Consider the following 17387-nt stretch of genomic DNA (forward strand, 5'->3'; position numbering starts at 1 on the left):
TTTGATGTCTTGTTTCAAACCACTTGAATGCCGTTCTGCACCCACAAGTGGTGGCTCGGATCCTCCTGTGCCGTGTATTGAACATAGTCGATGCCGTCGGCCTGTTGCGTGCCATCGGCGACCCAGCCATCGGTCATGTGCACGCTGTCCCTGTCGTCACCCTTGATCAGCAGGGTGTTGTTGTCCGAAGAGGTAATCGCCAGCAGATCGCCGAGATTCAATGTCAGCGCAACCGCACTGGAATGGTTGAGGTCGAGGATTTCGACGTTGTGGATCTTGCTCTGCAGATCGCCGAGGTTGATCGACACATCGCCACCGGCCCAGAGCAGGGTGTCGGTGCCGCTGCCGCCGTCCACCGAGGTGAACTGCTGATCGGCGATGATCAGCGTGTCGTCGCCACCGCCACCTTGCAGCGTGACGGCGCCACCGTGCGAGCCGTCGAGGGTGTCGTTGCCTTCGGTGCCCTGGATCAGTTCGCTGCCAGCGACATGGGCCAGACCGAGGTCATCGCTGGCCAGTGCCGAGAACGCGGTGCTGGCGAATGCGCCGGCATTGTTCAGGTCGATGGTCAGCGTCGCGGTATCCACGGTGCCGTTGGGGTGGGTGAGTTGGTAGGTGAAGGTGTCTTCCTGGCCGATCACCGCATCGGTCAGGCCGGCCTTGAGCGTGTAGGTGTAGTTGCCGTTGGCCTGGACCACCAGGGTGCCGTAGTTGCCGACCAGCGAGACGCCGTTGTACCCCGGCGCGACGTAACTGCCAGCGACCAGCACGCTGAGCAAGGTATAGACCGAGCCCAGTACATCGGCGCCGCCGCCAGCGGTGTCGGTGAGCAGATTGCCCGATACCGGCGTGTAGCTGCCGACCACGAACTGATTGTTGTAGGTCGCGACGTTGATCAGGCTGGTGTTGACGCTGGTCAGCAGGCCGAGGCCGCCCACTGCCACCCGCACCTGATAACTGCCGGCGGTCTGGTCGTCGAACTTGATACCGTAGCTGCCGCCGCCGAGATTGACCAGCGCGTTGCCGCCGTAGCTCTTGACCAGCACGTACTGATTGGTGGCGGTGTTGAGCTTGTACAGGCCCACCGTCATCGAACCGAGCAGCGCCAGCAGGTTGCTCGAGTTGACCACCACGGTCAGGTCGCTGACGGTATCGGCCGCGACCACGGTGTTGTAGTTACCGCTGCCGCCGCCCAGCAGCACATTGAACGTGCCGAGGGCAGAGTTGGTGGTGACTTCGCGGTTGATCAGGGTGACGTCAGTCGAGGCCACGTCTGGCGTGGCATCCACCACCAGCGCCGGGCTGCCAAGGTTCGCGTCGTTCCACACTTCGCTGGCTTGCGGGCTGTCGATGCGCACGTACAGATTGGCGGTGTCGCTCAAGCCGTTCGGGTGCACTAGTTGGTAGTTGAACACGTCGACTTTGCCGACGCTGCCAACACTGCCGTTCGGTTTGTAGCTGTAGTTGCCGTTAGCGTCGATGGTCAGCGTGCCGTACAACCCTTGCACCGTGGTGCCGGCCCCAGCGCTGACCCAGGCGCCGTTCTTGAAGATCTGCAATTGCGCGCCGTTGTCCGGGCCGGTCTGATCGGCCGTGCCATCGACGCCGACGTTGGTGATGACGTTGCCGGTCACCGCTGGCCCGGCAATGCCGTTGAACTGGGTCAGGCTGCTGACATCCAGTTGCAGCTGGGTATTGACCGTGGTCAGCACGCCGATACCGGTGCTCGAAACCGTCAGTCGATAATCGCCTGACAGCAAATTACCGATGTCGACCCGTACGCCCTGGCCGGCGAGCGCGATCAGGTCAAGCAGGCCGCCGCTGCCGTTGACATCCAGAGTGACCCAGTTGCCGCTGGCATCTTTCACTTGCAGGGTGTAGACCACGCCATCGATCAGCGAAATCAGACTGCTGGTGGTCAGCGTCAGGGTCGGATCAAGACGCGTGCCGCCGGCCACGGTGAAGGTGAAGGTTTTCGAGAACCCGGCCAGCAGTGTGGTGAACGAGTCGTTAAAGGTCTGCGACGCGGTGACCGGAGCCAGGGTGACGGTGCCAACGGCGAGGTTATCGCTGGCGATCACTGGCGCGTTGACGTCGACGTCCGGCGCAATGACGTTGGCGGCCACCGAAACGTTGCCGCGAGCGTCGCTGAGATTGACGGTGAGGTTTTCGCCGTTGATCTGCGCACTGCTCAGGGTGACGTTAAACACGCCGAGGTTGTCGACCGTGCCAGTGCCCAGAACGCTGCCGCTGGCCGACTTGATGGTCACGGTTGCACCGGCTTCACCGGTACCGGTGACGGTCAGGCCATCGGCACCGACCAGCAGCGCCGTTGCCGCAGCGGGCGGTGTCAGGTCTGGCGCCGTCGCGGTCGCCGCTGCCGATACGTTGCCACTCGGATCGGCCTGGGTAACGCTGAGCACTTGGCTGTTGATCTGCGCCGAGGCCAGTGTCACCGAGAAACTGCCGTTAGCGGCAACGGTCGCGGTGCCGAGCACCACACCGCCGACGCCGCGTACGCTGATGGTCGAACCGGGCACACCGACGCCAGTGAGCACGGTGCCGCTGCCATTGACGCTGACGCCGGTCGGCGCGCCGGGCGCGGTAATGTCCGGCGCTGTCAGGCTGGCGTTGGGCGACAGATTGCCGGCCGGGTCGACCAGACGCACGGTCAACAGCTGCCCGTCGAGTTGCGCGGTGTTCAGGTTGAAGCTGAACGTGCCGCCACTGCCCACGGTGGTAGTGCCAATCAGCGCGCCGCCCAGGCCGTAGACGTTGACCGTCGCACCGGCTTCGCCCGTACCGCTCAAAGTCAGACCGTTGGCAGCGAGCGTCAGACCGCTGGCTGCAATCGGCGCCTGCACGTCAGGGGCCGTCAGATTGAAGACCTGCGACAGATTGCCCGTCGGGTCGGCCTGTTGGACGTTGAGCTGTTGGCCGTTCAGTTGCGCGCTGGACAGTTGCACGGTGAAGGTGCCCCCAGCATTGACCACGGCGGTGCCGAGGACGGTACCGGCTGCGTTGGTCACGCTGACGGTCGCGCCGGCTTCACCCGTGCCGCTGACCGCCAGCCCGGTGCCGTTCAGGCTGACATTGCTCAGCGGCGCCGGCGCGGTGGTATCGGCGACGCTGAGATTGGTAACCGGCGAAACGTTGCCCGCCGCATCGCTCTGCGTGACGCTCAGTTGCTGGCCGTTGAGTTGCGCCGATGACAAGGTCACCGAGAACGAGCCATTGCCCGCCACCGTCGCCGTGCCCAGCACCGTGCCACCCGCACCGCGAACAGTGACGGTGGCGCCGGCTTCACCGAGCCCGCCGAGCACCAGTCCGGCACCGCTAAGGACCAGCGCCGTCGGAGCGGCCGGGGGAGTGATATCGGGCGCCGTTACGTTAAGCCCGGATGAGGTGTTATTGGACGCATCGGTCTGAGTCGCATTGAGCACCTGACCGTTGACCTGCGGCGCATTGAGCTGCGCGCTGAAGGTTCCGTTCGCGCCCACCGTCGCATTGCCCAGCACCACGCCGCCAGCGCCGGTGATGGTCACAGTTGCGCCGACTTCGCCGCGACCGGTGACCAGTGTGCCGCTGGCGTTGACCGCCAGATCGCTGAGTGGCGCCGGCGCCGAGGTGTCCCCCGCGGTGATTTCAGTCGGCAGCGACGCGCCGCCCAGTGCGGTGTTGGCGGTGACTTCCAGGCTCTGGCCGTTGGTTTGCGCAGGCGTCAGCACCACGCTGAACGTGCCATCCGGGCCAGTGACGCCGGTGCCGATCAGGCTGTTGTCCGGCGCGTAGACATTGATGGTGGTGCCGATCGCCGCCGTGCCGGTCAGCGTCACGCCGTCGGCTGTCAGCACAAGATTGTCCGGCGCAGCCGGGGCTGGCACTGCCGGAACAGTCAGGTCGGCGTCTGCGGACACGTTAGTCGCGACGTCTGTTTGATTCACTGTCAGCACTTGCCCGGCGGTGATGCCGGGGTCCAGATCGATCAGGAATGTGCCGTTGGCCGCGACCGTGCCGGTGCCGACTATATTGCCCAGCGCATCGGTCACTTCGACACTCGCGCCGGCTTCGCCACGACCGGCGAGCTGGCTCAGATCGCCGCTGATGGTCAGACCGGTGACGGCATCCGGAGCCGTGGTATCTGCCGCCGGGTAGAGCAGCTCTGGCGATGCGTTTTGCGCTTCGTCCGTCGCGATCACCGACAACAACTGACCGTTGGCCTGGGCCGGATTCAGCGTGACGGTGTAGGTGCCGTCGCCCAATGCCACCGCTGTGCCGAGCACGGTGCCGGTGGCGGACAGCACAGTCACGGTGCTGCCGGCTTCGGCGGTCCCGGCGAGCAAGGTGCCGGCGCCGGTCAGCGATGTCACCGTTGGTGCGATCGGTGCAGTGCTGTCCGGCGCGTCGACCAGAACGGGCTGGGACTCGTTGTTTTGTGCGTCGGCCTGTATGACCGAAAGCGCGCGACCATCGAGTTGCGCAGCCGACAACGTGACGCTGAAACTGCCGTCTGTGGCCACCGTCGCCGTGCCGAGCACCACCGCGCCGTCAAGCACCGTGACGGTTGCGCCGGGCTCGCCAGTACCGGTGACGGTCAAGCCGTCCTGGCTGACGTTGAGATCGGCCACTTCCAGTGGATCAGTACTGTCGCCCGCTTGCAGAGGTGCTGTGGGTGAAATGTTTGAAGCCGGATCAGTCTGATTGACGCTCAACAGCTCGCCGTTCACTTGCGGCGGGTTGAGGGTCACGCTGAACGAGCCATTGCCGGCCACGGTTGCCGAGCCCAACACAGTGCCAGTCGCGCTGAGTACACGCACCGTGGCGCCGGCTTCACCGGTACCGGTCAGTGTCAGGCCATCAGGCGTGAGAACGAGGTCGGTGGGCGCAGCGGGCAGGGTGATGTCCGGCGCAGTGACGGGCACGATCGGCGAAGGGTTGCCCGCCGCATCGCGCTGGATCACCGATAAGGCTTCACCATTGAGCAGCGGCTGGTCGAGCGTCACGCTGAAACTGCCGTCGGCCTGCACCGTGCCAGTGCCGACGATGGTGCCCAGCGCATTGGTGACGACCACCTGCGAGCCAGCCGCACCGGAGCCGGTGATGAGGCTGCCGCTGGCGTCGATCTCGACATCCGTCAGTGCGGCAGGAGGCGTGCTGTCAGGCGCCGTCAGGGTGCCGGCGGGCGAGGCATTGCCGGCTGCATCCGCCAACACCACGAACAGCGCTTGGCCATTGGTCTGTGTTGGGGTCACCGTGACCTCGAAACGGCCATCGCTGCCCACGGTGCCGGTGCCCAGTTCGGTGCCATCGGCCGACGTCACGCGGACAATGGCGCCGACTTCGCCGGTACCGGTGAGCAGACCGCCATCGGCATTCAGTTGCAGATCGGCCGGCGTCGCTGGCGGGGTCAGATCCGGTGCGGTGACCGTCACCGGGGCGCTGACGTTGCCGGGTGGATCAGCCTGTTGCACGCTGAGGATCTGTTCATTGATCTGCGGCGGATTGAGGGTGACGCTGAAGGTGCCGTCGCCGAGTACCACACTTGTGCCGAGCAAAGTGCCGTTGGCATCGCGCACGGTCACGGTCGCGCCGGGTTCGCCAGTACCGATGACCAGCGCGCCGGACGAGTTGATATCGACGTTGTCCAGTGGATCAGGCGGGGTGAAGTCCGGCGTGGTCAGGTTCACTGCCGGCGAGTCGTTGCCCGCCGCGTCGGCCTGAACCACGGTGATCACTTCGGCATTGGTCAACGCCGGGTTCAGTGGCAGGGTGAAGGTACCGGTCGCGCTGACCACGGCGGTGCCAAGCACGTTGCCGTCGCTGTCGATGACCCGGACCTGCGCGCCCGGTTCGCCCCGCCCGGTCAGGCTTGCGCCGTCGCCGCCGATGCTCAGTTGCGAAACGGCCGCTGGCGGTGTGCTGTCGACCGAAGTGAACGGCGTGGCTGCCGAGGTGTTGCCCGCCGCATCCGTCAGCGACACGGTCAGCGCCTGACCGTTGGCTTGCGGCGTGGTCAGGGTGATCGCAAACGTGCCGTCGATGCTCACGGTGCCGGTCCCGACCAGCGCTCCGGCGGCGTTGTACACGTTGACCGTGGTGCCGGCCTCACCGGTACCCGACAGCAAGGTGCCGTCAGCGCTCGCCACCAGCGCCGCCGGCGCATTGGGCGCGAGCAGGTCCGGGGCGATCAGGTTGACGCTGTTGGATTCGTTGCCGGCGGTGTCGGCCTGGCTCAGGCTCAAAGTCTGACCAGAGGTCTGTGCCGGGCTGAGGGTGACACTGAACGTGCCGTTGGCCGCCACCACGGCGCTGCCGAGAACCGCTCCGCCGGTGCCGAGCACGATCACCGTGGCGCCGGCTTCACCGCGCCCGGTCAGGGCCGTGCCGTTCGGTGCCAGGCTCAGTTCGCTGAGCGGCGTTGGCGCGGCGATATCGGCAGCGGTGTAGTCGGTCGGGGATGAATTGATACCGGTGCTCGACGTCGCCACGGCAGACAGCTGTTCGCCGTTGAGTTGCGCGGCGTTGAGGGTGACGCTGAAAGTGCCATTGGCCGCCACCAGCGCGCTGCCGAGCAACACGCCCGAGGCATTGCGAATGCTCACGGTGCTGCCGGCGGTGGCCGAGCCGGTGAGGGTCAGGCCGTCAGCGCTGAGGGCCAAATTGGTCGGTGCACTTTCCGCCAGATTGCCCGGTGTAGTCACCGGCGCCGCCGGTCCGGTGTTGCCGGCAGCATCGATCTGCACCACGGAAAGATTCGATCCAGCCACCGCTGCCGGGGACAACGTGACGCTGAAATTGCCATTGCTGGCAACGGTCGCAGTACCCAGCAAAACACCACCAGCATCGCGAACTTCCACGCTGGCGCCGACCTCACCAATGCCGGTCAGGGTGGCACCATTGGCGCTCACCGCCAGATCGCTCGCTACCAACGGCGCCGTGCTATCGACCGCATTGACGATTGCCGGGGCTGACGGATTGCCCGCCGCGTCGGTGGCTGTCACGTTCAGCGACTGGCCATTGGTTTGCGGGCTGTTGAGGGTAATCTGGAAAGTGCCGTTTGCGGCCGCCGTGGTGGTGCCGAGAAGATTGCCCTGACTGTCGCGCACGGTCACCGTGCTGCCGGCCTCGGCGTTGCCCGACAGTTGCACGCCGGCAGCATTGAGCGTCAATGCGCTCGGAATCGCCGGCGCGGTCAAATCCGCGGCGATGACTTCAACCGCCGTCGAAACGTGCCCGGCGGATCTTCCTGAGTGACGGTCAGCACTTCGGCATTCAGTTGTGCTGCGTTGAGGGTGACAGTGAACGCGCCGCCACTGCCGACCTGCGCGGTGCCGAGCAAGGTGCCGTCGGCGCTGCGCACAGACACCGTGGCGCCCGGTTCGCCATGACCAGTGACGGTGACGCCGTCAGCATTCACCGCGACTTGGGTCAGTGCAGCTGGTGGGCTGATGTCGGGTGCGTTGACGCTGGTCGACGGCGAGACATTGCCGGCAGGGTCGGTCTGGCTGATCGCCAACGCCTCGCCGTTGGTCGGCGCTGGCGCCAGGGTCACGCTGAACGCGCCGTCCGCGCCAACCACGGCACTGCCGAGCAAGGTGCCGTTGGCGGTGGTGACATTGACCGTCGCGCCAGCTTCACCCGTGCCGCTGAGGGTGCTGCCATCGGCGCTGATCAGTGGATTCTGCACGGCGGCCGGCGGGGTGCCGTCGACGGTGATCACGCCAGTGGAAGTCGAGGCGTTGCCATTGGCGTCGGTCAGAGTGACCTGCAGGGTTTCGCCGGTGTTCTGCGCATTGGGCAAGGTGACCTGGAAATTGCCGCTCTGATCGACCACGCCGGTGGCCAGAACATTGCCGGCGGCATCGCGCACGGTCACGGTGCTGCCGGCTTCGCCCTGGCCTTTGACCACGGTGCCGACGTCATTGATCGTAACGCCAGTCGCTGCGGCGGGCGGTTGCAGATCGGTAGCGATGATGCCAGCGGGTTGCGACAGGTTGCCGGCGGCATCGCTCTGGATCGCGGTAAGCGCCTGGCCATTAAGTTGTGCCGGCGTCAGCGTCAGGCTGAACGTGCCATTGCTGGCGACCAGTGCAGTACCGAGCACGGTACCTGTGGCGTCGGTGACAGTGACCGTCGCTCCGGCCTCTCCGCGCCCAGTGAGTGTCGTGCCGTTGGTATTCAGCGCCAGATTGGTCACCGCGTCCGGCGCCGTGCCATCGACCGCCGTCACCGTGCCCGGAATCGACACGTCACCGTCGGGACTGGTGGCCGTCACCTGGAGGACTTGCGCATTGATTTGTTTGCTACTGAGCAACAGGGTGAAGCGGCCGAAGCTGTTGATCAGACCTGAGCCGAGCACCGTGCCGCTGCTGCTGGTCACCGTCACGGTGCAACCGGGCGTTCCGGCGCCGGTCAGGGTGAAACCATCGGCACTCAAGGCCAGATCGGTCGGGGTCGCGACCTGGCTACCGTCCAGTCCTGCCAGCGGCACGACGGGCGAATCATTACCGCCGCCATCCGTGCTGATGACTTCCAGATTGCCGCCAGGCTCGGCCGGTGGACTGAGGGTCACGACGAAGCGGCCGTCCTCACCCGCCGTTGCGGTACCCAGCACGAGACCGCCGCCAGCGATGCTGACGGTGACCGTCGTGCCCGGTTCGGCAAGTCCCGACACTTGCGTGCCGGCGGGGTTGAGCGCGAGATCGCTGACCGGCGCCGGCGGCGTGCTGTCCGGCGCGGCAACGGTGCCTGGCAGCGAACTGTTGGCGCCGTCCGACACCACGACTTGCAAGGCTTCGCCATTGGTCTGCGCCGTATCGAGGTCGACCGTGAAGGCGCCCGTGCCGTCAGCGGTTGCGGTGCCGATGACGTTGCCGCCGGCATCCAGCACCTGCACCGTGTTATTGGGCTGCGTGGTGCCGGTGACCGTGGCCCCTGCAGGATCGACGACCAGCCCGGTCGGTGCAGGCGGGGCGGTGATGTCCGGTGCGGTGACCGGCGTGGCTGGCGAGGGCAGGGCGCTCGCATCGGTCTGGATCACATTCAGCACCTGACCGTCGAGCTGAGCCGGACTCAGGTTGACGCTGAAATTGCCGTCGCTGGCGACCACCGTAGTGCCGAGCACCGTGCCGTCGGGCGCGCTGACGGTTACGGTGCTGCCCGCTTGCCCGGTGCCGGTCAAGGTCACGCCGTTACTGGCGAGCACGACATTGTCCGGCGCCAGCGGCGCGGTGGTGTCCGCTGCGGTCAGCGGCGTGTTGGGGGAAACGTTCACGCCATCCGATTGGCTGACTTGCAGTTGTTGGCCTTCGATCTGCGGGCTGTTCAGCGGCACTGTAAAGGCGCCGCTGCCGTCGACGATCGCGGTGCCCAGCACATTGCCGGCCGAATCCTTGACCGACACGGTGGCACCGGGTTCGCCGGTGCCGCTCAGTTCAGTGCCGCCTGCATTCAGCGACAGATTGGAAGGGGCAGTGGGGGCCTGGATATCCGGCGCTTCAACTGGAACTGCCGGGGAGCCAGTGGGCGAGCCATCGGTCTGCACAACGCTGAGGTTCTGGCCATTGGTTTGTGGCGACGACAGGGTGACTTCGAACCGGCCGTTGCTGCCGACCAAAGCTGTTCCCAGCACGGTCCCGTTGGTGTCAGTGACAGTAACGGTGGCGCCGATCTGACCCGCGCCGGAAACTATGGCGCCATTGGCGGAAATGCTTACATCGGTCACGGCTACCGGTGTGGTCAGATCGGGTGCGATTACGTTGACCGGCGCCGATGGATTGCCATCTGCGTCGGTCTGGATCACTTGCAGTTGTTGCGCATCGGTCTGTGGTGTGGAAAGTGGAACGGTAAAATTGCCATCGGCATCCACCGTGCCCGTGCCGATGATGTTGCCGGCCGGATCGCGCACAGTGACCGACGCACCCAACTCACCCTTACCGGTGAGCGTCTGCCCCTGAGCGTCGAGCGCAAGATCGGAGACGGCCGTCGGCCCTTGGGTGTCAGGCGTGACGTAGTTCAGTGGTGCGGAAGTGTTGCCAGCGGCGTCGCTGGCACTGATCTGCAGTGTTTCGCCATTGTTCTGCGGACTGCTCAGTTGCAGGCTGAACGTGCCGTCCGCGGCCACCACGGCCGAACCGAGCACATTGCCGTTGGCGTCGCGCACCGTTACGGTCGAACCGGCCTGGCCGCGTCCGCTTAACTGCGTGCCATCGATGCTCACTGCGATGTCACTTGGTTGGGTCAGCCCGTCGAGGTCAACCGCGATGATAGTCACTGCTGGCGAAGGGTTGCCGGCGGCGTCGGTGACCAGCACGCTCAGCGCCTCACCATCGATTTGCGCGGCATTGAGTTGCACTGTGAAGGAGCCATCGGCGGCGACCAGAGCCGTGCCGAGCAGCGTGCCTTGCGCATTGGTGACGCTGACTGTGCTGCCGGGTTCGCCACGGCCGGTGACCGAGAGGCCATCGCTGCTCACCGCCAGATCCGTCGCAGTGCCGGGGCCGGTGATGTCCGGTGCATTGAAGGTCACGGTCGGCGATTGCGCACCGGCGCTGTTGACCGCCACGATACTGAACGTTTCACCGTTGGCCTGCGCGCGAACCAGCGTCAGCAGGAAAGTACCGTCAGCGGCCACCGCCGCACGCCCGAGCAATTCGCCGTTGGCGGCACGGACTTCAATCGTGGTGCCGGCCCGGGCGGTGCCGGTCAGCTGGCTGCCGTCGCTGCTCAAACCGAGATTGCCTGGCGTCGTCGGTTCGACGATCTCCGGCGCGCTGACCGTTGCGCCGGTCGAGATATTGCCTGCCGCATCGGTTGCATTCACGGTCAGCGGCTGGCCGCCGGTTTGCGCGGGGCTGAGGGCGACGCTGAAAGTGCCATCCGCCGCCACCACAGCGCTACCGAGTAGCGTGCCATCGGCGGCGCGCACCTGGATGGTCGAGCCGGCTTCACCGGTGCCGCCGAGTTGCGTGCCATCGGCGCTCACAGCGAGGTTGCCAGGCGCAGTGGGCGCGGAGGTATCCGGCGCAGTGACCGTACCCGGCGTCGAAACGTTGCCTGCAGGGTCGGTGAGCGTCACGTCGAGCGGCTGGCCATTGTTCTGCGGCGTACCCAGGTCGACCTGGAAACTGCCATCGGCGCCAACGGTACCGGAACCCAAAATGTTGCCGGCTGCATCGCGTACCTGAACGACACTGCCAGCTTCGCCAAAACCACTCAGTACCCGGCCATCGGCCGACAAGGTTAACCCGGTCGCGGGCGCGGGAGGCGTCGCGTCTCCACCGCCGCCACCACCGCCGCCGCCCCCACTTCCGCCGGCAGCGGCTGCCGCACCACCCGCGCCCAACAGGCCAAGCCCGGCAATCGCCCAGGCCGGCGTCGCGCCATCCACCACACCGACGCCAGCGATCAGCTCGTCCAGCGAATTGATTTCGTCAAAGGTAAAGCCGTTGAACGGCTCGGCGCTGTAGCGCGCCTGCCACAGTGTCGCGTCGTCACCCTGAAAGACAATGTCATTGGGCACGCCGTCAGGGCTGGTGACAAAGAAATTGGAGATTTTGATTTGCTCGCCGGACTTCAAATTGACAATCAAATCCTGACCGCTGCGACTGGTCGACGCCAATTGATCGGGCCGAACCGGCATTTGTACAACTGAAGGCTGACTGAGCTGAACATTGCCCCAGTTCTGGGCAGTGAGCTGAGAATTGGCTTTGTCGGCAATGACGATGTTGTCCATTACTACTCCCTGTAAATGGGTGGGGCGGACGTCCACGGATGGTTTTAAAACCATAGATAGGGAGTGTCAGATGGGGCTGCCTGATTTTTGACGAGCGTATGGATGGGCCATTTGCCCACGTTTGTCTCTTTGAAAATTCGTTCTATTCAGGTCGTTACCGTTTGTCGGGACGTTGGATCCAAGGGGTTTTTGGGTGCAACAAAATGTGTCGGTTTCGACATTATCCAAAGAGACGCTGGAAAATATCCGGGCGGAATCGAGGAGAGCGATGGCTAAGCGATATTGAATTTCTCAAAGCGCAGGCCACCCTCCGCAGCTGCCTGTCTGCGAAGGTATTAATCAATAAGCGTAGAAGGGGGGGAAGGCTTTGTATAAGAAATCCTGTTTTACCGTTTCAGCGGTTCTTTCTATCCCTCAGCAGTTAATGCGCTAGCTATCGATCGCCGAAGTGATCGGACGATATCCAGCGCAGACTGATCGCTAACACTGCCGGGGCACTGATCAAACATATGTGGCGCCCCAGGGTAGACATGCAGTTCGACGGCAGCCCCGGCGCGCGACAGACGCATGGCAAATGCAACGTCCTCTTCCAGGAACAGATCCAGCGCCCCGACGGCCAGAAACGTCGGTGGCAAGTCACGCAGATCGTCTTGCAGGGCCGGCGAAAACCAGCCGATTGGCAGATCATCCAGCGCTTGGTCAGCGCGCAGGCAATCCCAACAGAACTGGTTGGCTTGCGCCGGCCAGCCAATCACTCCGGTCGTGCTGTTCTGGTGAGGCGAGGCCGGGCTGCCCGAACGGTAATCGAGCATCGGATAAACCAGCACCTGGCTGGCGATGGAATATTCGCCGCGATCCCGCGCCACGATGGCCAGCGCTGCTGCCAGACCTGCACCGGCACTGTGACCCATGACGATTACTTTGTCGGCGTCAATGTTGAGCGTTTGCCGGTTGGCGAAAACCCAGCCGAGGGCGGTGTAGCAATCTTCCAGGGGAATAGGGAAGGGGTGCTCTGGCGCGAGACGGTAATCGACAGCGACGATGATCGCCTGAAGTTCTTCGGCGAGGTTAGCCAGATAGTCATCGGCCATTTCGGGGCAACCAAGGACGAAACCTCCACCGTGGATGTACAGGATCACCGCAAAATTACCGCCCGGTGCCCCGGCGGCAGGCCGGTAAAGACACAGGCGCAAATCCTCACCGTCGTGGGCCTTGGTCCATAGGCTTTCACCGCGCGCTTGTTCTCGGGATTTGAATGTCGCATGGACACGCTTCCTGATCGCGGGCAGCGTCTCCAACGTCCAGGCTTCTGCGCCGGGGGTTAAAAAGCTTTTGAAGTCGGGATCCAGCAGTTCATGTGCTTTCACGTTCTGCCTCCTGGTTGCGAATGAACGAGCGCCTCGGATGGAGGCGCCGCTCACGGTGGAGTTACAGCCAGGCTTTGATCTGCGCGCAAACGGCCGGCGTCGAAATGCCGTAGCGATCATGCAGCGTCGGCAGGGCGCCGGCGTCGAGGAACGCGTCGGGCAACGCGATCTGCCTGAAGGTGGGCGTCACGCCATTGCGCAACAACAACCCGGCAACCGCCTCACCCAAACCGCCGATGATCGAGCTGTTCTCGGCGGTGACCACCAGACGCCCGGATTTGCGCGCTTCGGCGAGAATGGTTTGTTCATCCAGCGGCTTGATGGTCGGCACGTGCAGCACGGCCACATCAATGCCGTCGGCCTGCAATTGCTTGGCCGCTTCCAGTGAGCGCATGGTCATCAGCCCGGTGGAGATGATCAGTACGTCGTTGCCCGTGCGCAGGGTCTTGGCCTTGCCGATCTCGAATTTATAACCGTACTCGTCCAGCACCAACGGCACATTGCCGCGCAGCAAGCGCATATAGACCGGGCCTTGGTGAGCGGCGATGGCCGGCACGGCCTGTTCGATTTCCAGCGCATCGCACGGGTCGACAATCATCAGATTGGGCATGGCGCGGAAAATAGCCAGGTCATCGGTGGCCTGGTGGCTCGGCCCGTAGCCAGTGGTGAGACCGGGGAGGCCGCAGACGATTTTGACGTTGAGGTTTTCCTCGGCGATGGCCATGCAGATGAAGTCGTAAGCGCGGCGCGAGGCGAACACCGCGTAGGTGGTGGCGAAGGGTACGAAACCCTCACGCGCCATGCCCGCCGCAGCGCTCATCAGCAACTGTTCGGCCATGCCCATCTGATAGAAACGCTCCGGATGCGCCTTGGCGAAAATGTGCAGGTCGGTGTACTTGGACAGGTCCGCAGAGAGACCGACGATGTCCGCGCGCTGATCTGCCAGCGCTGCGAGCGCATGGCCGAACGGTGCCGAGCGGGTCGCCTGGCCCTCGGAGGCAATCGAGGCAATCATCGCCGAGGTGGTCAGGCGCTTTTTCACCGGCGCGCCAGTAGCAGTCGAAGGCGCAGTGTTGGCGGCGTTGCTCATTGGTCTTTTCCTTCTTCAAGGTTGCTCAGTGCCAGGTCCCATTCGTGTTCTTCGACGCGAATGAAGTGGGTCTTTTCCCGGTTCTCCAGAAACGGCACACCTTTGCCCATTTTCGTGTCGCAGATGATCACGCGCGGTTGCCCGCCCGGGTGATTGCGCGCGGCATCGAATGCAGCGACCAGGGCGTCGAGGTCATTGCCGTCGACGCGCTGGGTAAACCAGCCGAAGGCTTGCCAGCGATCGACGATGGGTTCGAACGAGAGAATCTCGCTGGAGTAACCGTCGGCCTGCTGGTTGTTGACGTCGACGATGGCGATCAGATTGTCGAGCTGCCAGTGCGAAGCCGACATCACCGCTTCCCAGGTCGAGCCTTCATTGAGTTCGCCATCGGACAGCAGGTTGTAGACGAACGAGGCCGAGCCTTTGCGCTTGAGGCCCAGGCAGGCGCCGACTGCGATGCCCAGGCCCTGACCCAGCGAGCCGCCGGTGATTTCCATCCCCGGGGTGTAGGCGGCCATGCCCGACATCGGCAGGCGGCTGTCATCCGAACCGTAGGTTTCCAGCTCGTCGAGGGGAATGATCTCGGCTTCGATCAGCGCTGCGTACAGCGCGATGGCGTAGTGGCCGATGGAGAGATAGAAGCGATCGCGTTGCTCCCATTCGGGATCTGTCGGGCGATGGTTCATCGCATGAAAGTATGACACCGCCAGCAGGTCAGCCGCGCCGAGGGCCTGGCCCACATAGCCCTGGCCCTGAACCTGGCCCATGCGCAGTGCATGGCGGCGAATGTTGTGCGCGCGCTGGGTCAGGCTCAGCGATGCAGCGTGTGCAAGATTAGTCGTCATGATGAAACTCCGTTGACTCAACGATTGACCAAAGCGGCAGGAATACGCAGGACCAGGCTCGCGCCGAGGAACAGCACGCCGGTGATGAGGTACATGCCGATGGCGCTGGAACCGGTCAGGGTGGTGATCCAGCCGATCAGATAGGGCGAGCAAAACCCGGCGAGGTTGGCGAAGCTGTTGACCGCCGCGATGCCGGCGGCCGCAGATACCCCGCCAAGCAGCGTGGTGGGCAGCATCCAGAACAACGAGGTGGCGGAGAGAATGCCGGAGGCGGCCAGGCACAGGCTGAGGATCGACAAGGTCGGATTGCCGCCCATCAGCGCTGCCAGGCTCAAGCCGATCGCACCGGCGATCATCGGCACGATCAGATGCCAGCGGCGCTCGCGATGTTTGTCGCCACTGCGGCCGACCAGCAGCATGGCGGCGATGGCGCACAGGTAAGGCAGGCTGGTCAGGAACCCGATGTGCAGCGGGTCGGAAACGCCTGCATTGCGCACCAGTGTCGGCAGCCAGAAGGTGATCGCATATTGGCCCATGACCACACAGAAGTAGATCGCCGCCAGCAGCCACAAGCGCCGGTCGCGAATGAACTCGCCGACCGAGGCATGGGTGACCTTTTGCTGGTCGTCTTCGGCCAGCTCGCGAGTGATCAGCGCTTTTTCCTCGTCATTGAGCCAGGTCGCCTGATGCACGCCGTCCTTCAGATAACTCAGCACCAGCAGGCCGACGATGACCGTGGGCACCGCTTCCAAAACGAACATCCACTGCCAGCCGGCCCAGCCGTGCACACCGGCAAAGTGGTTCATTATCCAGCCCGAAAGCGGGCCACCGACCATGCCTGACAGCGGAATGGCGATAAACCACAACACGGTCATGCGCGCCCGCCGATAGGACGGAAACCAGTAGGTGAGGTAGAGCAGCAGGCCCGGCGCCAGACCGGCTTCGGCAATCCCCAGCAGAAAGCGCAGCGCGTAGAACTGCCAGGCGGTTTCAACGAAGGCGAACAGGGCCGAGACGATGCCCCAGGTGATCATGATCCGCGCAATCCACACTCGCGCGCCGACCTTGTGCAGGATGATGTTGCTGGGCACTTCGCAAAGGAAATAGCCGATGAAAAACACCCCGGCGCCCAGTCCGTAGACCGTTTCGCTGAGGGCCAGATCGTTCATCATTTGCAGCTTGGCGAAACCGACGTTGACCCGGTCCAGATAGGCGCACAGGTAGCACAGCATCAGGAACGGCATCAGCCGCCAGGCCGTTTTGCGATAGGCAGAAGAACGCACGGTCGAAACCGCTTCGAGCGACAGGGTAGTCATGATGGTCTGATCTCTTGTTTTTATTGACCGCCAGGCCATCAGGCCCGGCTGCGTCATCGATCCAGAACCGCACGGGCCACGCAGGCCCGCCCAGAGTTACTCAGTGAATCAGCATGCCGCCGTTCACATCGAGGGTGATGCCGGTCAGATAAGCGGACAGGTCGCTGGCCAGAAACAGCGCGGCGTTGGCGACGTCCTGCGCTTGACCCAGGCGCCCGAGCGGAATGCCTTCGATGATGGCGTGGCGGCGGTCATCCTGCATCAGGCCGCCGGTGATGTCGGTGTGAATCAGGCCCGGGGCGATGGAGTTGACGCGGATATTGTCCGGCCCCAATTCCCGCGCCATGGCCTTGCCCAGCCCCAGCACACCGGCCTTGGCCGCGCTGTAATGCGGGCCACCGAAGATGCCGCCGCCGCGCTGGGCAGACACAGACGACATGCAGACGATGCTGCCGGAAGACTGTTGGCGCATCAGCGGAATCACCGCCTGGGACATGAGCAAAGTGCCGCGCAGGCTGACGTCCAGCACCTTGTCGTAGTCCGATGGGCGAATATCCAGAGTCTTCAGTGGCTGGGTGATGCCGGCGTTGTTGACGAGAATATCGATGCGCCCGAAGTGCTCGATGATGGCGGCGACGGCTTGCTGAACCTGCGCTTCGTCGGCCACGTTGGCCGCCAGGCCCAGATGACCTTCGCCCAGTGCTGCGGCGGCGTCACGTGCTGCGGATGCATCCAGATCGAGGATGACCACGCGAGCGCCGTGTTGCGCAAATGTGCTGGCGGTAGCGCGGCCAATGCCACGGGCAGATGCGGCACCGGTAATGATTGCGACTTTGCCTTGAAGAAGCATGGAGGATTCCCTCGAATTGTTTTTATTGGGTCGGTGTGTAAGTAACCGATGACTCAGCTTGTCCTCCGGGGCGAGCGTGAGCAATAACGCGGAAGTCACTCAATGCTGAAAAAAATTCAGCACTCGTCAGGCCGTTTCGCAAATGCTTGAATGAAACCGGTCCGTACATCACAAGAAATCACCAC

The 17387-nt window shown here is 64.0% G+C and carries 7 protein-coding genes; all 7 read right to left on the bottom strand.

Translation table 11 applies throughout. The features are described from left to right. Positions 1-14 precede the first annotated feature (14 nt). Positions 15-7196 carry a BapA/Bap/LapF family large adhesin gene (locus CKW30_RS27405; protein ID WP_256584128.1) on the bottom strand — a complete coding sequence of 2394 codons (7182 nt, stop codon included), beginning with the start codon at positions 7194-7196 and terminating at the stop codon, positions 15-17. After that, positions 7193-11734, bottom strand: coding sequence for an Ig-like domain-containing protein (locus CKW30_RS27410; protein ID WP_256584129.1), 4542 nt, complete (start codon positions 11732-11734; stop codon positions 7193-7195). Before CKW30_RS27410 ends, CKW30_RS27405 begins: the two co-directional genes overlap by 4 nt. Before the next feature lie 407 nt (positions 11735-12141). Then, complete coding sequence (locus tag CKW30_RS02115; protein WP_095179687.1) at positions 12142-13101, bottom strand: alpha/beta hydrolase; 960 nt, start codon at positions 13099-13101, stop codon at positions 12142-12144. A gap of 61 nt (positions 13102-13162) precedes the next feature. Next, a complete protein-coding gene (locus CKW30_RS02120; RefSeq protein WP_071171997.1) occupies positions 13163-14191 on the bottom strand; it encodes a transketolase family protein in 1029 nt (342 codons plus the stop codon). Further along, a complete protein-coding gene (locus CKW30_RS02125; protein WP_095179688.1) occupies positions 14188-15036 on the bottom strand; it encodes a transketolase in 849 nt (282 codons plus the stop codon). The genes CKW30_RS02120 and CKW30_RS02125 overlap by 4 nt, the downstream gene beginning before the upstream one ends. Positions 15037-15053: 17 nt before the next feature. Next, positions 15054-16352 carry an MFS transporter gene (locus tag CKW30_RS02130; RefSeq protein WP_095179689.1) on the bottom strand — a complete coding sequence of 433 codons (1299 nt, stop codon included), beginning with the start codon at positions 16350-16352 and terminating at the stop codon, positions 15054-15056. A 100-nt stretch (positions 16353-16452) separates the two neighbouring features. Beyond that, positions 16453-17202, bottom strand: a complete 750-nt coding sequence (locus CKW30_RS02135; protein WP_073474913.1) for an SDR family NAD(P)-dependent oxidoreductase — start codon at positions 17200-17202, stop codon at positions 16453-16455. Between the last annotated feature and the right edge of the window lie 185 nt (positions 17203-17387).

The sequence above is a fragment of the Pseudomonas sp. Irchel 3F6 genome (assembly GCF_900187595.1).
Taxonomy (GTDB): Bacteria; Pseudomonadota; Gammaproteobacteria; order Pseudomonadales; family Pseudomonadaceae; genus Aquipseudomonas; species Aquipseudomonas siliginis.